Annotated in this window: 15 protein-coding genes; 10 read left to right on the top strand and 5 right to left on the bottom strand. The window is 71.5% G+C overall.

Annotated features, from left to right (window positions below):
* Positions 1 to 23 precede the first annotated feature (23 nt).
* The 8 genes from ISU07_RS13685 to ISU07_RS13650 all read left to right on the top strand — a co-directional run bounded on the left by ISU07_RS13685 (position 24) and on the right by ISU07_RS13650 (position 6,546).
* Complete coding sequence (locus ISU07_RS13685) at positions 24 to 1,868, top strand: hypothetical protein (protein ID WP_194707373.1); 1,845 nt, start codon at positions 24 to 26, stop codon at positions 1,866 to 1,868.
* Positions 1,869 to 2,002: 134 nt separating this feature from the next.
* Positions 2,003 to 3,256, top strand: coding sequence for a CpaF family protein (locus ISU07_RS13680; protein WP_194707372.1), 1,254 nt, complete (start codon positions 2,003 to 2,005; stop codon positions 3,254 to 3,256).
* On the top strand, positions 3,256 to 4,113 hold the full coding sequence (locus ISU07_RS13675) for a type II secretion system F family protein (RefSeq protein ID WP_194707371.1): 858 nt from the start codon (positions 3,256 to 3,258) through the stop codon (positions 4,111 to 4,113). The genes ISU07_RS13680 and ISU07_RS13675 overlap by 1 nt, the downstream gene beginning before the upstream one ends.
* Positions 4,110 to 5,051 (top strand): type II secretion system F family protein, encoded by a 942-nt coding sequence (locus ISU07_RS13670; RefSeq protein WP_194707370.1) that lies wholly within the window; start codon positions 4,110 to 4,112, stop codon positions 5,049 to 5,051. Before ISU07_RS13675 ends, ISU07_RS13670 begins: the two co-directional genes overlap by 4 nt.
* Before the next feature lie 23 nt (positions 5,052 to 5,074).
* A complete protein-coding gene (locus ISU07_RS13665) occupies positions 5,075 to 5,284 on the top strand; it encodes a hypothetical protein (RefSeq protein ID WP_194707555.1) in 210 nt (69 codons plus the stop codon).
* A 1-nt stretch (position 5,285) separates the two neighbouring features.
* Positions 5,286 to 5,666, top strand: a complete 381-nt coding sequence (locus ISU07_RS13660; RefSeq protein WP_194707369.1) for a TadE/TadG family type IV pilus assembly protein — start codon at positions 5,286 to 5,288, stop codon at positions 5,664 to 5,666.
* Positions 5,663 to 6,094: a hypothetical protein gene (locus ISU07_RS13655; protein WP_194707368.1), complete on the top strand. Its 432-nt coding sequence runs from the start codon at positions 5,663 to 5,665 to the stop codon at positions 6,092 to 6,094. The genes ISU07_RS13660 and ISU07_RS13655 overlap by 4 nt, the downstream gene beginning before the upstream one ends.
* The gene (locus ISU07_RS13650; RefSeq protein WP_323742603.1) at positions 6,091 to 6,546 is read left to right on the top strand and encodes a pilus assembly protein TadG-related protein; all 456 of its coding nucleotides are present in this window, start codon (positions 6,091 to 6,093) and stop codon (positions 6,544 to 6,546) included. The genes ISU07_RS13655 and ISU07_RS13650 overlap by 4 nt, the downstream gene beginning before the upstream one ends.
* Positions 6,547 to 6,647: 101 nt before the next feature.
* Here ISU07_RS13650 and ISU07_RS13645 read toward each other — a convergent pair whose 3' ends face one another.
* The 5 genes from ISU07_RS13645 to ISU07_RS13625 form a co-directional block, all read right to left on the bottom strand.
* On the bottom strand, positions 6,648 to 7,868 hold the full coding sequence (locus tag ISU07_RS13645) for an HNH endonuclease signature motif containing protein (protein WP_194707367.1): 1,221 nt from the start codon (positions 7,866 to 7,868) through the stop codon (positions 6,648 to 6,650).
* Positions 7,869 to 8,054: 186 nt separating this feature from the next.
* Positions 8,055 to 8,282 carry a formate dehydrogenase subunit delta gene (locus ISU07_RS13640; RefSeq protein ID WP_228521896.1) on the bottom strand — a complete coding sequence of 76 codons (228 nt, stop codon included), beginning with the start codon at positions 8,280 to 8,282 and terminating at the stop codon, positions 8,055 to 8,057.
* Positions 8,279 to 11,125 (bottom strand): formate dehydrogenase subunit alpha, encoded by a 2,847-nt coding sequence (gene fdhF, locus ISU07_RS13635; protein ID WP_194707366.1) that lies wholly within the window; start codon positions 11,123 to 11,125, stop codon positions 8,279 to 8,281. The genes ISU07_RS13640 and fdhF overlap by 4 nt, the downstream gene beginning before the upstream one ends.
* Entirely contained in the window at positions 11,122 to 12,672 is a 1,551-nt protein-coding gene (locus ISU07_RS13630; RefSeq protein WP_228521895.1) for an NADH-ubiquinone oxidoreductase-F iron-sulfur binding region domain-containing protein, read from the bottom strand. The genes fdhF and ISU07_RS13630 overlap by 4 nt, the downstream gene beginning before the upstream one ends.
* A complete protein-coding gene (locus ISU07_RS13625; RefSeq protein ID WP_194707364.1) occupies positions 12,669 to 13,133 on the bottom strand; it encodes an NAD(P)H-dependent oxidoreductase subunit E in 465 nt (154 codons plus the stop codon). The genes ISU07_RS13630 and ISU07_RS13625 overlap by 4 nt, the downstream gene beginning before the upstream one ends.
* A 221-nt stretch (positions 13,134 to 13,354) precedes the next feature.
* On the opposite strand from ISU07_RS13625, the gene ISU07_RS13620 reads away from it, so the two are divergent.
* Together ISU07_RS13620 and ISU07_RS13615 are read left to right on the top strand one after the other, a co-directional pair.
* The gene (locus tag ISU07_RS13620) at positions 13,355 to 13,573 is read left to right on the top strand and encodes a heavy-metal-associated domain-containing protein (protein WP_194707363.1); all 219 of its coding nucleotides are present in this window, start codon (positions 13,355 to 13,357) and stop codon (positions 13,571 to 13,573) included.
* A gap of 18 nt (positions 13,574 to 13,591) precedes the next feature.
* Positions 13,592 to 16,765, top strand: a complete 3,174-nt coding sequence (locus ISU07_RS13615; protein WP_323742602.1) for a heavy metal translocating P-type ATPase — start codon at positions 13,592 to 13,594, stop codon at positions 16,763 to 16,765.
* Positions 16,766 to 17,179 lie beyond the last annotated feature (414 nt).

The following is a 17,179-nucleotide window of genomic DNA, read 5'->3' as shown; positions in this document are numbered from 1 at the left end:
CATCGCGACAGGGGGGGTCGAGCATGGTCGTTCGTCTGTGGAGCCCGGGAAGATCGGCCTGGCTGGCCGTCCTCACGGTCGCGACAGTGCTGGCGCTCTTCGTCCAAGCCATGACCTTCGGGGCGAGGGACGCTGCGGCAGCCTTGCCGGTCGCCGGTACCTGGTCGGGCACGATCAACTATCACGCACAAGGGGATTGGCAGTACACGATCGGCTATCGCCCGGACGGCGCGCGCACGACCATGGCCACGTCGCATCACACGTTGGACTGGCAGGTGACGGTCAACGATGTCGTGGCGACCCAGACGCTGGACCAGGTGTACGACGGTGGCGAGGTCGCCCTGGACTCCTTCGCGTGGTCCGGCTCGGTGCCGAACGCTGGCGGGGCCGGCGGGTGCAACTACTCCGCGACCGGCTCGATGAGCACGCCCGCCAGTGGACCGTTCCAGTTCTTCGGGTTCGACGGCGATCGTCACCCCTGGATCTCCGGCGCCGCCGTGGTACCCCTGTCGCTGACCCGGTCCTCATGCGCCCACGGGGTCATCTTCGGGTTCTCCGGTCCGAACGCTGGAACTCTGTGGTCGGGAGGCGGTTACGACACGTACTTGTTCAACGGGTACCCCGAAAGCGTGGCGTCGCCGAGCTTCTCGCTGTGCTCGCAACCCGACGTGGTGACGCCGGCGCCGCTGCCTGCGGTCAACCAGTCCGGGCAGACCGTCCTCGTCGGCACGTACCAGTCCGACTGCAGTGGTCAGCGGACCGAGTGGTTCGGGGACAGCGACGTCTACCACCTGTCGCAAGTGACGGGCACGTACACCTACAACCTCAGCTTCACGCCGGACCCGCCGCCCACGAACCCCACGTCGAACCCGACGTACGACCCCACGTCGAATCCCACGACGTATCCGACGGACATGCCGACGACCGACCCTCCCGCGGAGCCGTGCGAGCTGTCGGGCTTCATCGACACCGACTGCGACGATCTCGTGGACTTCCTGGAACGGGCCGTCGGCACCAACCCGCTGGCGCCCGACACCGACGGGGACGAGCTGGGCGACCTGGAGGAGCTCATTCTCGGATACCGCCCGACCGACCCTGGTTCGAACAACAAGGTCAAGCTGATCAAGGCAGCGGCCGGTGAGCGTGGCTACGGCGGCTTCTCCTGCGGCACGGCCAAGCGAAAGTGGTACGCCAGCACGCTGAGCTCCCTGCACGTCGACAAGGGCGACTACGCGTGCGTCTTCATGCTCGGGAACGAGCCCACCAACGAGATCTTCGACTACGCCAAGTCGCAGGGCTTGAACCCGGTCGAGACCCTCCCGTTCCTCGTCGCGCGTTTCATGTCCGACGCGGTCGTCTCGCAGAAGGCCGGATCGGCCGTCGACAACGTGATCGGGTGGCGTTTGAAGAAGAAGTCCAAGAAGGCGCCACGCAAGGCGTTGATGGACTGGGCCAAGAACCAGGTCGCGCACGAGCTGGTCCCCGAGATGGCGCAGTCGGCCTTTCGGGTCTTTCGCGTCAGCAACGCGATCACGTCCCTGGGCGAGATCGTCGCACTCAACCTGCTGCCGATCGGGCTCGCGCTGATCTACAGCTCGGTGCGGGACAAGGGGGCGTGCGTCCAACTCGTCGCCAACGTCAGCGACATGTCGATGCGGCACTGGAACCTGGTCTACAACCCGGCGCACTTCTCCGACGACGAGATGACCAAGGCCCGTGTCTTCACCAAGGAGGACCATTGGTACGGCGACGAGGCGATCACCCACGACGTCGGAATGAGCTGCACCTCGACAGGGCGGGTCAAGGCCAACTCCAACGCCAATGAGGGCAACGGGGTCTTCGAGTCGTCCAAGACGTTCGTGTTCTGACCGGTCCCTCAGGGCCTGGTGGCGAGGACCACACGTGACAACAGGTTGTCCACAGGTCCTGGGGTGGTGGTTCCCTCGGGCTGACCTGCGGGCTTAGGGTCCCGGCAGGAGCCTCACTCGGGAGGGGAGCCACCATGTCGGCGACGACGGTCGACGCCCACGCGCAGCTGGTCGAGCAGCTCGACCAGCGGGTGCGCGAGCAGGTGCGTCGGCAGGGCGTGGACCCGCAGCGGGACGCGCCCGTGGTACGTCGGATCGCCGAGACCGTGGTCCGCGACCACGACGAGCGCAGCCTCACCGGCGCGGTCGCCGCGGTGCCGGACGCCGCGGCGGTGGTCGGCGAGCTGGTGGCCCGGGTGTCGGGGTTCGGGCCCCTGCAGCCGTTCCTCGACGACCCGACGGTCGAGGAGATCTGGGTGAACGACCCGAGCCGCGTGTTCGTCGCGCGGCAGGGCCGGCACGAGCTGACCAACCTGATCCTGACCTCGGCGCAGGTCACCGAGCTGGTCGAGCGGATGCTCAAGTCGAGCGGCCGCCGCATCGACCTGTCGCGGCCGTTCGTGGACGCGATGCTGCCCGAGGGCCATCGGCTGCACGTCGTGCTCGAGGGCATCAGCCGCGGGTTCTCGGCGGTCAACATCCGCAAGTTCGTGCTGAAGGCCGCCCGGCTCACCGACCTCGTCGAGCTCGGCAGCCTCACAGGGCCGGCGGCGGCGTTCCTCGAGGCCGGCGTGCGGGCCGGGCTGAACATCCTCGTCGCCGGCGGCACCCAGGCCGGAAAGACGACCCTCCTCAACTGCTTGGCCGCCTCGATCCCCGGCGGGGACCGGGTGGTCAGCGCCGAGGAGGTCTTCGAACTGCGCTTCCCGCATCCGGACTGGGTGCCGATGCAGACCCGGCAGGCCGGCCTGGAAGGTACGGGCGAGATCGCGTTGCGCGACCTGGTGCGCGAGAGCCTGCGGATGCGCCCGAGCCGGATCATCGTCGGCGAGGTCAGGTCCGAGGAGTGCCTGGACCTGCTGCTCGCGCTCAACGCCGGGCTGCCCGGGATGTGCACGCTGCACGCCAACAGCGCGCGTGAGGCGCTGGTGAAGATGTGCACACTGCCGCTGCTGGCGGGCGAGAACATCTCGGCGCGCTTCGTCGTCCCGACCGTCGCGTCGTCCGTCGACCTCGTCGTGCACGTGGGCATCGACCACGACGGCGCGCGGCGCGTCAACGAGATCGTCGCGGTGCCCGGTCGCGTGGAGAACGACATCATCGAGACCGAGACGGTCTTCGAGCGCACCCACGGCGAGCTGCGCGCAACCGGCGGGATGCCGACCCGGCTCGCCAACTTCCAGCGTCTCGGCATCGACGTGCACGCGATCCTGGCGGCGGGCCGCTGATGGGCGCGCTCGTCGGGCTAGGGGTCGGCGTCGGGCTGCTCCTGGTGTGGTCGGCGTACGCGATGCCGCGCACGGCTGGCCGGACTCCACGGACTCGGCAGGGCACGCTGGCCCGTCGTCTCGACGAGGCCGGTCTCGGCGCCGTCTCCGTGCCCGGGCTGGTGACGCTCTGTGCCGCCATCGGGCTCGGCTGCGCCCTCGTGGTCCAGGTGGCCTCGGGCACGCCGCCCGTCGCTGCCGCGTTCGGCCTGATGGGCGCCTACCTGCCCGTCGCCGTGGTGTCGTCGCGCGGGCGGCGCCGGCAGCGGGAGTTCGCGGAGGTGTGGCCGGAGGCGGTCGACAACCTCGCGAGCGCGGTTCGCGCCGGCATGTCCCTCCCCGACGCGCTCGCCGCGCTGGCCGTCCGCGGTCCCGAGCCGCTGCGGCCGGCGTTCGACGCCTTCGCCCTCGACTACCAGGTCACCGGGCGGTTCGGCGAGTGCCTCGACCGTCTGAAGGCACGGCTCGCCGATCCGGTCGGCGACCGCGTCGTGGAGGGACTCCGCATCGCCCGCGAGGTCGGCGGCGGCGAGCTGGGCCGGCTGCTGCGCAACCTGTCGGGCTACCTGCGCGACGACGCCCGCACCCGCTCCGAGATGGAGTCGCGACAGGCGTGGACCGTGAACGGCGCTCGCCTGGCCGTCGCCGCGCCGTGGGTGATCTTGCTGATCATGTCGTTCCAGCCCGATGTGATCCGCCGCTACTCGTCGCCGGCCGGGGTCGTGGTCCTGGTGTTCGGCGCGGCGCTCTGCGTAACCGCCTACTGGGCGATGCTGCGCATCGGTCGCCTCCCCGTGGACCGGCGGATCCTGCGATGAGCCTCGGTCTGTGGGGAGCGCTGCTCGGCGCCGTCGGTGCGGCGGGACTGCTGCTCGTGGCGGCGCGGGTGATGGTGATCCGCAAGCCGCAGCTCTCCGTGCGCGTGCTGCCCTACGTCCGCGACCTGCCGCAGGTCGGCCGCACCGCTGCGCTGCGTCCGGTCCCGGGTGACCCGACGTCGGCCGCGGTCGGGGTCTTCGGACCGGTGCTGCGCTCGGCGGCCGACGCGGTCGAGAAGGTGCTCGGTGGTGCGTCGTCCGTACGCCGCCGGCTCGACCGCGCGGGCGTCGACAAGACCGTCCAGGAGTTCCGCGTCGAGCAGGTGGTGTGGGGGCTCGTCGGGTTCGCCGTCACCGCGGCGTACGGCCTGCTCCGCACCCTCGGCGGCGACGCCGGCGTGCTGTCGTCGCTGGTGCTCTGCGGCGTGGGGTTCGTGGTCGGCGTGATGGCGGGCGACAACCACCTCTCCGGGCAGGTCAAGCAGCGGGAGCGGCGCATCCTCGCCGAGTTCCCGACGGTCGCCGAGCTGCTCGCCCTCGCGGTCGCCGCCGGTGAAGGACCGGTCGCCGCCCTGGACCGCGTCTGCCGGCGCAGCAACGGCGACCTGTCGGCCGACCTCGAGCGGGTGCTGGCCGCCGTCCGCACGGGCGAGCCGGTGTCGTCGGCCTTCGACACCCTGGCCGCGCGCACCGGCGTACCCGTCGTCGCCCGCTTCGCCCAGGGCGTCGCCGTGGCGGTCGAGCGAGGCACCCCGCTGGCCGACGTGCTGCACGCCCAGGCCGCCGACGTGCGGGAAGCCGCCCGCCGGGAGCTCATCGAGACCGCCGCCCGCAAGGAGGTGTTCATGATGGTCCCCGTCGTGTTCCTCGTGCTGCCGGTGACCGTGCTGTTCGCGTTCTTCCCGGGCGTGATCGGACTCAGCCTGACGATCCCGTGAGCGGGCAAGGAGAAGGGGAAACGATGAGTGAGGAACTGCTGAAGCTGACCGTCCGCCTGCACCTGGCGCTGGTGGCCCCGACGGCACCGCGGCGGCGTGACGAGCGTGGCGACGTACCGGGCTGGGTCATGGTCACCGTGATGACCGCGGGCCTGGTCGTGCTGATCTGGGGCCTGGCCAAGGACCAGCTCGGCCAGATGCTCAAGGACGCGCTGGGCTCGGTCAAGGGCTGACGTGCGCGCCCGCGGCAGTCGCGGGGCGGCGATCGTCGACTTCGTGCTGGTGCTGGCCGTGCTGGTGCCGCTGTTCCTCGGCATCCTCCAGCTCGCGCTGGTGCTGCTGGTCCGCAACACCCTGACCGCCGCGGCGTCCGAGGGAGCTCGGTACGCCGCCACGCTCGACCGCGACGAGAGCGACGGCGAGGCCCGCACCCGCGCGCAGATCGACGGCGCTCTCGCGGCGAAGTACGCCGAGGACGTGGACGCGCGCCCGGTCCTGATCGACGGGGCGCCGGGCATCGAGGTCACCGTGCGCGCCGTCGTCCCGGCCCTCGGCCTCGGCGGTCCCGGCATCTCTCTGACCGTGACGGGCCACGCCATCGAGGAGGGTCCGTGAGGTCCCGCGGCGAGCACGGCAACGCGGTCGTCGAGGTCGCGTGGCTCGGGATCCTGTTGCTCGTCCCGATCATCTGGGTCGTGCTGTCGGTGTTCGAGGTGCAGCGCGGGGCGTTCGGGGTGTCGGCGGCGGCCCGATCGGCCGGCCGGGCCTACGCCTTGGCACCCGACGACGCGACGGGGCTGCAGCGGGCGCACGCCGCGGCCGCGGTGGCGCTCGCCGACCAGGGCTTCGCGGGTGGGTGGGACCTCGACGTCTCCTGCGAGCCGCTCGACGACTGCCACACCGGCGGTGCGGTCGTGGTCGTCCGGATCGACTCGCACGTGTCGCTGCCGTTCCTCCCCGCGTTCCTCGGCGACGGCGGGACCTTCGCGCTGCACGGCGAGCACCTGGTGCCGATCGGGCAGTACCAGGAGCCGGGCTCGTGACTCGTTCGCGCCGCCGACGCGACGAGGCCGGCTCAACGATCCCGCTGATCATCGGACTCTGCGGCGTCCTGGCCATGGGCGTCGCGGTGGTGACCGACGCCTCCGCGGCGTACCTCCAGCGCCAGGGCCTCGACAACCTCGCCGACGGCGCGGCCCTCGCCGGTGCCGACCTCGGTGCCGCCGGTGACGACGTCTACACCGGCGGTCTCGGCGACGAACGGCTCGCCATCACCGAGGCCGAGGCGCGCGCCGCCGTCGTCGACTACCTCGCTCGGGCGGGTGCGCACGCCAAGTACCCGGGCCTCAAGGCGTTCGTGTCCGCCGACCCCGCGACGCAGACCGTCCGCGTACGCCTCACCGCCCCGCTCCACCTCCCGCTCACCGTTCCGGGAGGTCCGACCGATGCCGTGATCGGCGCGACGGGCGCTGCGGTGGTGGCTCTGGACCCCTAGTCGGTGGGTAGTCGGGGGGAGCTCGGCCCTCAGACACCGATCGCCCACGGCGAACCGGCATGAGACGTCGCCGGACGTGCATCGAGCCGTGCGGGTGCGCATCACGTCCTGCGGTGGAAGGTCGTGGATCCGTTGGGATGGTGGTGGGTCTGCCAGGCGGGGTCGTGGGCGCGGTGGTGGTGGAAGGGGCAGAGGAGCTTGCCGTCGGCGAGGTTCGTCTTCCCGCCGCGGGACCAGGGCTGCTGGTGGTGGGCTTCGCACCAGGCGGCGGGGATGGTGCAGCCGTCGGCGGTGCATCCACGGTCGCGGATCGCCATCGCCTTGCGTTGGGGTCCGGTGAAGAGGCGTTTGCTGCGGCCGAGGTCGAGGATCTCGCCCTTCCCGCCGAGGACGACGGGGATGATGCCGGCCTGGCAGGCCAGGCGGCGGGTCTGGTCGGCGGTCAGGGTGTCGCCGGTGGAGGTCTCCGCGACGCCGACTCCTTCTCGGAGCTGGTCGAGGGTGATCATCACCATCACGCTGGTGGCGGTCCCACCGTGCTTCGGGAGGGCGTTGGCCGGGAGGTTCTCCAAAAGCGCACAGAACGCCTCCCCGCGACGCCGCGGAGCCGGGAGCAGGTCGACCTCGTTCCCGAGCGTGCCGCCGAGGGGGTTGCGTCGGGGTGAGGTGTAGGACTCCAGGTAGGTCCGTAGCCGGTTCAGCACGGGCATCGGGATCCGGGCGTGGAGGTCTCCCGACCCGTCGCCGCGGTCGCGGAAGGTGAGCCGGGTGACGGCGCGGGCCCGTCGGTCCTCGGCGAGCAGTCGCTGGTACTCGGCCTCGTCGGCGTCCTCGGGGGCGATGACCTCCAGCAGCCTGGCCCCGAGGCGTCGCAGTTCCGGTGGTCCGAAGTGGGCGGCCTCGGTGATCAGGTAGGCCTCGCCCTTGTCCCGGAGCTCGGGGTCCAGGTTCTTCGGCAACCGCTCCAGGGCCTCGACGATCTCCCTGGCCTGCGCGACCTGCACGGTGCCCTGACCCATCGCTTCCACGATCCGGGTGCCGGGGTGGTGGGCGAGCTTCTCGCGCAGACGGATCTGCCCGATGCCGTCGCGGGTCTCGGCGGCGAGCCAGTGGGCGGTGGACCGGGCGCCGGTCTCGACCGCGATGTCCTCGGAGACGGCCAGGATCCGGATCCGTTCGGCTTCGACCCGGGCCACGATCCGCGACAGCCGGACGAGTGCGTCCTTCTTCTCACCGGTGCTGCGGTAGTCCGGAGCGATGGTGGCGAGGTCGTCCAGCGCGTGCTCGACCGCATCGAGCGGGGCGGCGTACGTGTTGGACATGGATCAATCCAAGCATCGACCACCGACAGTCCCACGGCCCGGAAAGCCCTTGTCCACAAGGGATTGCGAGAAATGTCAGAGAATTTCGAACCGGGTCTCGTGACGGGACTTCGTCCCTCCTCGACCAGCGGCGGACGAGCAGAAAGCAGAACGGCGAGCGGACCGTCAGGTCCACGTGAGGTACGGCTAGCTCGCGCCCGGGATCTCCATGGCGAGCCGCCCGGCGGCGTCGACGAGCAGCGGGTCGAGGTCATCCTCGCCTTCGGCGACCAGGGACTCCAGCGTGCGGCGCATGCTGGGCGTCCAGAAGTTCTCGATGTGCCGGGCGATCGCGGCGGCCGCCTCGGGGGCAGGCAGGTGGGCGAACTGACGGGCGATGTCGTTGCCCATGCGGGCCTCGGGCGGCTGGTTCATGCGTGTGAGTCGGCCGGCTCGCGGGACTCGGCCACGGCCGACTCGCCGCGCACGTTGGCCACGCCGACCTGGACGGCGGTCACCTTGTACTCGGGGCAGTTGGTCGCCCAGTCGGAGTTCTCGGTCGTCACGACGTTGGCGCCGGTGACCGGGTGGTGGAACGTCGTGTAGACGACGCCCGCGGGCATCCGCTCGGAGACCTGTGCGCGCAGAGTCGTCGAGCCGACGCGGCTGGAGAGGTCGACCAGGTCGCCGGTGGAGATGCCACGTACCTCGGCGTCCGCGGGGTGGATCTCCAGGACGTCCTCGGGGTGCCAGGTGTTGTTGGGTGTACGGCGCGTCTGGGCGCCGACGTTGTACTGGCTGAGGATGCGGCCGGTCGTGAGGATCAGCGGGAACTTCCGCGTGGAGCGCTCGGTGGTCGGCACGAACACCGTCTCCATGAGCTTGCCCTTGCCGCGCACGAACTCGCCGATGTGCATGATCGGGGTGCCCGTCGACTTCTCGTCGTACACCGGCCACTGCATCGAGCCGAGCTCGTCGAGCCGTGCGAACGAGACGCCCGCGAACGTCGGCGTGGTGGCCGCGATCTCGTCCATGATCTCCGACGCCGCGGCGTACCTCATGTCGTCGAAGCCCATCGCGCGGCCGATCGCGCAGGTGATCTCCCACTCGTCCATGCCGACCTTCGAGGGGAAGACGGGGCGCACCCGGTTGATGCGGCGCTCGGCGTTGGTGAACGTGCCGTCCTTCTCGAGGAACGACGTGCCGGGCAGGAAGACGTGCGCGAACCGCGCGGTCTCGTTGAGGAACAGGTCCTGCACGACGACGAGGTCCATCGCACGCAGCGCGGCCTCGACGTGCTGGGTGTTGGGGTCGGACTGGGCGATGTCCTCGCCCTGGACATAGAGCCCGCGGAACGTGCCGGCCAGCGCGGCGTCGAACATGTTGGGGATGCGCAGGCCGGGCTCGGGGTCGAGGGTGCGGCCCCAGAGCTGCTCGTACGTCGCGCGGACGTGGTCGATGGAGACGTGCCGGTAGCCGGGGAACTCGTGCGGGAACGAGCCCATGTCGCAGGAGCCCTGCACGTTGTTCTGGCCGCGCAGCGGGTTCACGCCGACGCCCTCGCGGCCGATGTTGCCGGTGACCATGGCCAGGTTGGCCATGCCCATCACCATCGTGGAGCCCTGGGAGTGCTCGGTGACGCCGAGGCCGTAGTAGATCGCGCCGTTGCCGGCGGTGGCGAACATCCGGGCCGCCGCGCGCAGCTCGTCGGGGTCGATGCCGGTGGCCGAGGCCATCGCCTCGGGGGAGTTGCTGGCGTCGGCGATGAACGCGAGGTACTCGTCGGCGTCCTCGCAGCGCTCGCGCACGAACTCCTCGTCGTGCAGGCCCTCGGTGACGATCACGTGCGCCATGGAGTTGACGAAGGCGACGTTCGAGCCGGGCAGGACGGGCAGGTGGTACGCCGCCTCGACGTGCGGGCTGCGGACCAGGTCGATGCGGCGCGGGTCGGCCACGATCAGCCGGGCACCCTCGCGCAGCCGCCGCTTCATCCGCGAGGCGAAGACCGGGTGCGCGTCGGTCGGGTTGGCGCCGATCAGCAGGATCACGTCGGACTTCTCGACCGACTTGAAGTCCTGGGTGCCGGCGGAGGTGCCGAAGGTCTGTTTGAGGCCGTAGCCCGTGGGGGAGTGGCAGACCCGCGCGCAGGTGTCGATGTTGTTGTTGCCGAACGCCGCCCGGACCATCTTCTGGACGACGTACACCTCCTCGTTGGTGCACCGGCTCGAGGAGATGCCGCCGATCGCGGCGACGCCGTGCTGGGCCTGGAGGGCCTTGAAGCCGTCGGCCACCTTGGCGATCGCCTCGTCCCACGAGACCTTGCGCCACTCGTCGTCGATCGTGTCGCGCACCATCGGTGACAGCTGGCGGTCCTTGTGAGCGGCGTACCCGTAGGCGAACCGGCCCTTGACGCAGCTGTGGCCCTCGTTGGCGCCGCCGTTCTTCGACGGCACCATCCGCACGACCTTGGCATCGGGGCCGTCGCCCTGGACGTCGGCGCGGAACGAGCAGCCGACGCCGCAGTAGGCGCAGGTCGTCTCGACCGAGCGGGTCGGCATGCCGAGCTGGACGACCGACTTCTCCTGGAGGGCGGAGGTCGGGCAGGCCTGGACGCAGGCGCCGCAGGAGACGCACTCGCTGGCCAGGAAGTCCGTGCCTCCGGCGCTGATGATCGAGTCGAAGCCGCGGCCCTCGACGGTCAGCGCGAACGTGCCCTGCGTGTCGGCGCAGGCGCGCACGCACCGCGAGCAGACGATGCAGGACGAGGCGTCGAAGGCGAAGTACGGGTTGGACTCGTCGATCGCGTGCGGGTGCGCGACCTCGGTGCGTGTCGCGGGCCGGCCGTAGCGGACCTCGGCGGCGCCGACCTGCACGGCCATCGCCTGGATCTCGCAGTTGCCGCGTGCGCAGCCGTCGCAGTCCTCGGGGTGGTCGGAGAGGTAGAGCTCCATGACGTTGCGCCGCAGCTCCTGGACGGCGGGCGTCTGGGTGCTGACGACCATGCCGTCCGAGCAGGGCGTGGTGCAGGAGGCCGGGACGCCCTTGGCGCCGTCGACCTCGACGAGGCACATCCGGCACGAGCCGAACGCCTTGAGCGAGTCGGTGGCACACAGCTTGGGGATGCTCACCCCGGCCTCGGTGGCGGCGCGCAGGACCGACGTGCCCTCGGGGACCTCGACGGTCCGGCCGTCGATGGACACCGAGACGGTGTCGACGGCGTCACGGACCGCCGGGGTGCCGAAGTCGACCTCGGGGTCCCAGATGCTCTGGAGCGTCATGTGAGTGCTGCCTCCCGTTGCTGGAAGTCCTCGGGGAAGTGCTTGATGGCGCTCTGCACGGGCATCGGCGTCAGCCCGCCCATCGCGCACAGCGATCCCTTGGTCATGGTCTCGCACAGGTCGTCGAGCAGCACGAGGTTCAGCTGCACGTTCTGGCCCGCGATGATCCGGTCGATCGTCTCGACGCCGCGGGTGGACCCGACCCGGCACGGCGTGCACTTGCCGCAGGACTCGATCGAGCAGAACTCCATCGCGAAGCGCGCCATCTTGGCCATGTCGACGGTCTCGTCGAACACCACGATGCCGCCGTGGCCGAGCATCGCGCCGGACTCGGCGAGCGCCTCGTAGTCCATGGGTACGTCGAAGCCGGTGGCAGGCACGTAGGCACCGAGCGGGCCGCCGACCTGCGCGGCGCGCACCGGGCGGCCGGACAGCGTGCCGCCGCCGTACTCCCCGACGAGCTCGCGCAGGCTGACGCCGAACGGCAGCTCGACGATGCCGCCCTGCTTGACGTTGCCGGCGAGCTGGAAGACCTGGGTGCCGCGGGAGCGGCCGGTGCCCAGCGCGGCGTAGGCCTGGCCGCCGTCGGCCAGGATCATCGGCACGGCGCACAGGGTGAGCACGTTGTTGACCGCGGTCGGCCGGCCCCACAGGCCCTTGAGCGCCGGGATCGGCGGCTTGGCGCGGACCTCGCCGCGGCGCCCCTCGAGGCTCTCGAGCATCGAGGACTCCTCGCCGCAGATGTACGCGCCGGCGCCGACACGGACGTGCAGGTCGAAGTCGAGGCCGGAGCCGAGGATGTCGCGACCGAGGTAGCCGTGGGTGTACGCCGCGTCGACGGCCCGCCGGAGCGCGGCGACGGCGTGGGGGTACTCCGAGCGGACGTAGACGTAGCCCTCGCTCGCGCCGACCGCGTGCGCGGCGATCGTCATGCCCTCGATGAGTGTGAACGGGTCGCCCTCGACGACCATCCGGTCCGCGAACGTGCCGGAGTCGCCCTCGTCGAAGTTGCAGGCCACGAACTTGAGGTCGGACTCGGCGCCGAGGACGGTCTTCCACTTGATGCCGGCCGGGAAGCCGGCGCCGCCACGCCCGCGCAGACCGGAGTCGGTGACCTCTTGGACGACGTCGGCGGGCGTCATGGTCAGGGCGCGCCGCAGGCCCGCCCAGCCGCCGTGTGCCTCGTAGTCGGCCACGCTCGCCGGGTCGACGATGCCGACCCGTGCGAAGCTGACCCGCTGCTGCTTCGTCAGCCAGGGGTGCTCGTCGACCACCCCGATGCAGCCCCGTTGGTCGAGGAGGGACGTAGTCCCGTCACGAGACCCGGTGACGATCGTCGTGGCATCATCCGGCTCTGCGTTGGCGAAGCCCACCCGTCCCGCGTCGGTCTCGACCTCGACCAGCGGCTCCAGCCAGAGCATGCCCCGCGACCCGTTGCGCACGACCTGGGCGCCGGCCGCCTCGAAGGCTGCGGCCACCTCGTCGGCACCCACGGAGACCGCGGCGGCGTCGCCGGGCACGAACACCCTGCCTGCGAGGCCGGTCAACGCCATCCCTCCGTGAGTGCGTCGAGCCGCTCGCGCGAGAGCCGGCCGTGCAGGCGGCCGTCGACCGTGCCGGACGGGCCGAGTGCGCAGTTGCCGAGGCAGAACACCTCGGCGACCTCGACCCGGTCACCCGGGGCGCCGAGGTCGGCCGCCCGGCCGTGCGTGTCGGCGTACAGGGCCTCGGCCCCGACCGACTGGCAGGCCTCGCCGCGGCACAGCGCGACGGTGTGCGCGGGCGGCGGGTCGGCCCGGAAGTCGGCGTAGAAGCTGACCACGCCGTGCACCTCGGCGACCGACAGATTCAACACGTGGGCGATGGCCTCGACGTCCTCGCGAGCGATGTGGCCGAGCTCCTCCATGACCTCGTGCAGGACCGGCATCAACGGTCCGCGCTCGGCCAGGTGCTGGGTCGCGATGGCGCGCACCAGGGCGACCCGGTCGGTCGTCGGGACGGTGGTCATCAAGCGGCTCCGTGGGAGTGGCGGTGGTCACGCCATCGTAGGGCTGCCGGGGTCGTTTCGAACCTCCTGACCGGTGGCAATCGTTGCGAATCATGTATGCCGTTGCGTCACGTGCAACGGACGAGTCAGGCACGAGGGCTCTTCACATACCCCAGAGGGGTATGCTACGGTGGCATCGATAGGTACCCCCCGGGGGTATTCCACCACGAAGGAGAACGGTCATGGACGACCAGACGTTCACATTCACCGGCACCGTCACCGGGATGACCTGCGGCCACTGCGTCGCCGCCGTCACCGAGGAGGTCGGCGCACTCGACGGCGTCACCGACGTCCGTGTCGACCTCGCCTCCGGCGAGCTGGCCGTCGCCGGCACGCACCCTCTCGAGCGCGCGCGGGTCGCGGCGGCGGTCGACGAGGCCGGCTACGCGCTGGCGGGCTGACCCATGACGGTCAGGCAGGTGGGGACCACGCTCGACATCGAGGGCATGACCTGCGCATCGTGCGTCGGCCGTGTGCAGAAGGCGCTGTCCCGCGTGGACGGCGTGGCCGAGGCATCGGTCAATCTCGCCACCGAGACGGCCACCGTCTCCTACGACCCCGGCCTGATCACGCTCGACCAGCTGACCGCTGCGGTGGAGAAGGCGGGGTACGCCGGGACCGTGCGTCGCGAGGAGAGGGCCGAGGAGCCCTCGTCGCCGGCCGATGACCCGGCTGCCGCCCTGGACGCCCGGCGTGACGCCGAGATCGCCCGCCTCAAGCGCCGCTGGCAGGTCGCCCTGACAGCGGGGCTCGGGCTGATGGGTGTGATGTACCTGCCGCTCGACCGCGACACCATGGACTGGCTGATGCCGCTCATCCTGGTGGTCGCGACGGGCGTCCAGTTCTGGGCCGGCGCGGACATCTACCGCGCCGCGTGGACCGCCGCCCGCCACCGGGCCACGTCGATGAACACCTTGGTGGCGCTGGGCACCGGTGTCGCCTACGCGTACTCCGCCTTCGTCACCCTGTGGCCCGGCCAGGCGCAGGCGTGGGGACTGCCGTTGCACCTCTACTTCGAGACGGCCCTGGTCGTCGTCGCGCTCGTGCTGATGGGCCGCTGGCTCGAGCTCAGGGCCAAGAAGCGCACGGCCGCGTCGCTGCGCACCCTGGTCGCCCTGGCCCCGGCCACCGCGCGGGTGCTGCGCGACGGCGAGGAGGTCGACGTACCCCTCGACAGGGTCAGCACCGGCGACCTGGTCCGGGTGCGGCCCGGCGAGCGCGTGCCCGTCGACGGGACCGTGACCGAGGGCGGCTCGTCGGTCGACGAGTCGATGCTGACCGGGGAGAGCGCCCCGGTCCGGAAGGGACCCGGCGACTCCGTCATCGGTGCCACGCTCAACCGCACCGGCACCCTGGTCGTCCGGGCCACGGCCGTCGGTGACGAGAGCACCCTGGCGCAGATCGTCCGGCTGGTCGAGGAGGCGCAGGGCTCGCAAGCCCCCATGCAGCGACTCGCCGACCGGGTGTCGGCCTGGTTCGTGCCGGCGGTGCTGCTGGTCGCCCTGGGCACCTTCCTGGCGTGGATGACGTTCGGGCCGCAGCAGGACCGCCTGGTGCTCGCGATCGGCACCACGATCGCCGTCCTGATCATCGCCTGCCCGTGTGCCCTCGGCCTGGCCACGCCGACCGCCGTCATGGTCGGCACCGGCAAGGCCGCCGAGCTCGGCATCCTCATCGGTGACGGCGAGGCGCTCGAGAACGCCCGCCGCATCACCGCCGTCCTGCTCGACAAGACCGGCACGATCACCCGCGGCCGCCCCGGCCTCGCCGGCATCGTCACCGCCGAGGGCTGGAGCGAGGACGAGGTGCTCACCTTCGCCGCCTCGGCCGAGGTCGGCAGCGAGCACCCGCTCGGCGAGGCGCTCGTCGCCGCGGCCCGTGAGCGCAGCCTGGCCCTGACGGCCCACCGTGACTTCGCCGGGGTGCCGGGCCACGGCGTGACCGCGATCGTCGACGGCCGCCCGGTGGTGCTCGGGAACCAGGCGCTGATGACGTCGTACGACGTCGACGCGTCGCCGCTGGCCGGCGTCGCCGCGGAGGCGTCGGCGGCCGGGCGCACGCCCGTGTACGTCGCGGTCGACGGCCGCCTGGCCGGACTGCTCGCCGTCGCCGACACGGTGAAGCCCGAGTCGGCCGAGGCCGTGGCCGAGCTGAAGGCGCTGGGCCTCGAGGTCTGGATGCTGACGGGAGACAACGAGGCGACGGCCCGCGCGGTCGCCGCCGAGGTCGGCATCGACCACGTCATCGCCGACGTGCTGCCCGCCGGCAAGGCCGACCGCGTCGCCGCGCTCCAGGAGTCGGGCCACGTCGTCGCCATGGTGGGCGACGGCATCAACGACGCCCCCGCGTTGGCGCGCGCCGACCTGGGTATCTCCATCGGCACGGGCACCGACGTGGCGATGGCCGCCTCCGACATCACCCTGGTCGGCGGCGACCTGCGCTCGATCGTGGCCGCGATCGACCTGTCGCGCCGCACTGTGACGACCATCAAGCAGGGCCTGGCGTGGGCGTTCGCCTACAACGTGCTGCTGATCCCCGTCGCCGCCGGCGCGCTGTACTGGTGGGACGGCCTCCTGCTGGACCCCGTGCTGGCGAGCGCCGCGATGGCGATGAGCTCGGTCAGCGTGGTGACCAACGCCCTGCGGCTGCGCGGCTTCCGCGTCGGCGAGCGCCGGCGGCTCGCAGACTCGGCGTACCTCGTCGGCATCGCCGTCGTCGCCGTCGCCCTCGGTGCTGGCTTCACCGCGCTCAGCCGGACCGACCAGGCCGAGCGCGGCATGAACGGCGTGCTGGCCTGGTCCGAGGGCATGGGCATGCCGATGCGCCCGGCGATGAGCGTGATGGAGGAGACCGAGATGCCTCCGATCACGTCTCGCGACGCGGGTCTGGCGGTCACCATCGACGGCGCCGATGACCTGCGGGCGGGCGCGCGGGCCGCGCTGACGATCGAGGTGCGCGACGCCGAGACCGGCGACCTGGTCGACGACCTGGTCCGCACGCACCAGGTGTGGATGCACGCGATCATCACGCGCTCCGACCTCGGCACGTTCGCCCACCTGCACCCCGAGCGCACCGACCGGGCCGGCGTGTTCACGCTGGACGTCACGCTGCCGACCGGGGGCGAGTACGCCGTGCACACCGAGTTCCGCAGGCGGGGCCAGCTGGCCGACGTGCTGGACGACCAGCCGCTGACCGTGTCCGGTGCACAGCCTGCGCCGGTCGCGGTGCCGAGCGGCGATGTCCGCGAGGCCACCGACCACGGCGTGACCGTCCGGCTCTCCGGCGACGCGGTGGTGGGCGACGAGAGCGACTTCACCGTCACGGTGGACGGGGTCGACGACCTCCAGCCGTACCTCGGTGCGGCCGGCCACGTGGTCGTGCTGCGCAGCGACGGCGAGCTGTTCCAGCACGCGCACGCCGAGACCTACGACGGCGAGGGACGCCCCGTGGACGCGCTCCCTGGTACGACGTTCGGGCCCGACCTCGACCTGCACGTGCGGTTCGTGGTGCCCGGCACCTACCGGCTCTGGGCTCAGGTCGCGCTGGCCGACGGGACCGTCGTCACGGCGCCGTTCGTCGTGCACGCAGCATGACGCGCATGGTGGTCGAGCCGTGAGGCCGGCCACGGCCGAGCGTGTCGAGACCTGGTGAGGGGTCTCGACACGGGCTCGCTGGCGCTCGCCCGGCTCGACCACCATGAAGCTGATGGCGCGGTCGCCCGGCTCGACCACCATGGAGCGAGGGCATGGTGGTCGAGCCGTGAGGCCGGCCACGGCCGAGCGTGTCGAGACCCGGTGAGCGGTCGGCGTACGTCTCGCCCGGCTCGACCACCATGGAGCGGGGGCATGGTGGTCGAGCCGTGAGGCCGGCCACGGCCGAGCGTGTCGAGACCCGGTGAGGGGTCTCGACACGGGCTCGCTGGCGCTCGCCCGGCTCGACCAGCATGGAGCTGATGGCGCGGTCGCCCGGCTCGACCACCATGGAGCGAGGGCATGGTGGTCGAGCCG

Origin of the sequence: Nocardioides islandensis (assembly GCF_015352455.1) — a bacterium.
GTDB lineage: Bacteria > Actinomycetota > Actinomycetes > Propionibacteriales > Nocardioidaceae > Nocardioides > Nocardioides islandensis.
Note: the sequence above shows the minus strand (reverse complement) of the source record. Positions and strands in the feature narration are given on the sequence as shown.

What these genes read in the sequence shown, in the direction of transcription:
- ISU07_RS13685 (WP_194707373.1), top strand. Translation starts at nt 24, where the DNA reads ATGGTCGTTCGTCTGTGGAGCCCGGGAAGATCGGCCTGGCTGGCCGTC.
- ISU07_RS13680 (WP_194707372.1), top strand. Translation starts at nt 2,003, where the DNA reads ATGTCGGCGACGACGGTCGACGCCCACGCGCAGCTGGTCGAGCAGCTC.
- ISU07_RS13675 (WP_194707371.1), top strand. Translation starts at nt 3,256, where the DNA reads ATGGGCGCGCTCGTCGGGCTAGGGGTCGGCGTCGGGCTGCTCCTGGTG.
- ISU07_RS13670 (WP_194707370.1), top strand. Translation starts at nt 4,110, where the DNA reads ATGAGCCTCGGTCTGTGGGGAGCGCTGCTCGGCGCCGTCGGTGCGGCG.
- ISU07_RS13665 (WP_194707555.1), top strand. Translation starts at nt 5,075, where the DNA reads ATGAGTGAGGAACTGCTGAAGCTGACCGTCCGCCTGCACCTGGCGCTG.
- ISU07_RS13645 (WP_194707367.1), bottom strand. Translation starts at nt 7,868, where the DNA reads ATGTCCAACACGTACGCCGCCCCGCTCGATGCGGTCGAGCACGCGCTG.
- ISU07_RS13640 (WP_228521896.1), bottom strand. Translation starts at nt 8,282, where the DNA reads ATGAACCAGCCGCCCGAGGCCCGCATGGGCAACGACATCGCCCGTCAG.
- fdhF (WP_194707366.1), bottom strand. Translation starts at nt 11,125, where the DNA reads ATGACGCTCCAGAGCATCTGGGACCCCGAGGTCGACTTCGGCACCCCG.
- ISU07_RS13625 (WP_194707364.1), bottom strand. Translation starts at nt 13,133, where the DNA reads ATGACCACCGTCCCGACGACCGACCGGGTCGCCCTGGTGCGCGCCATC.
- ISU07_RS13620 (WP_194707363.1), top strand. Translation starts at nt 13,355, where the DNA reads ATGGACGACCAGACGTTCACATTCACCGGCACCGTCACCGGGATGACC.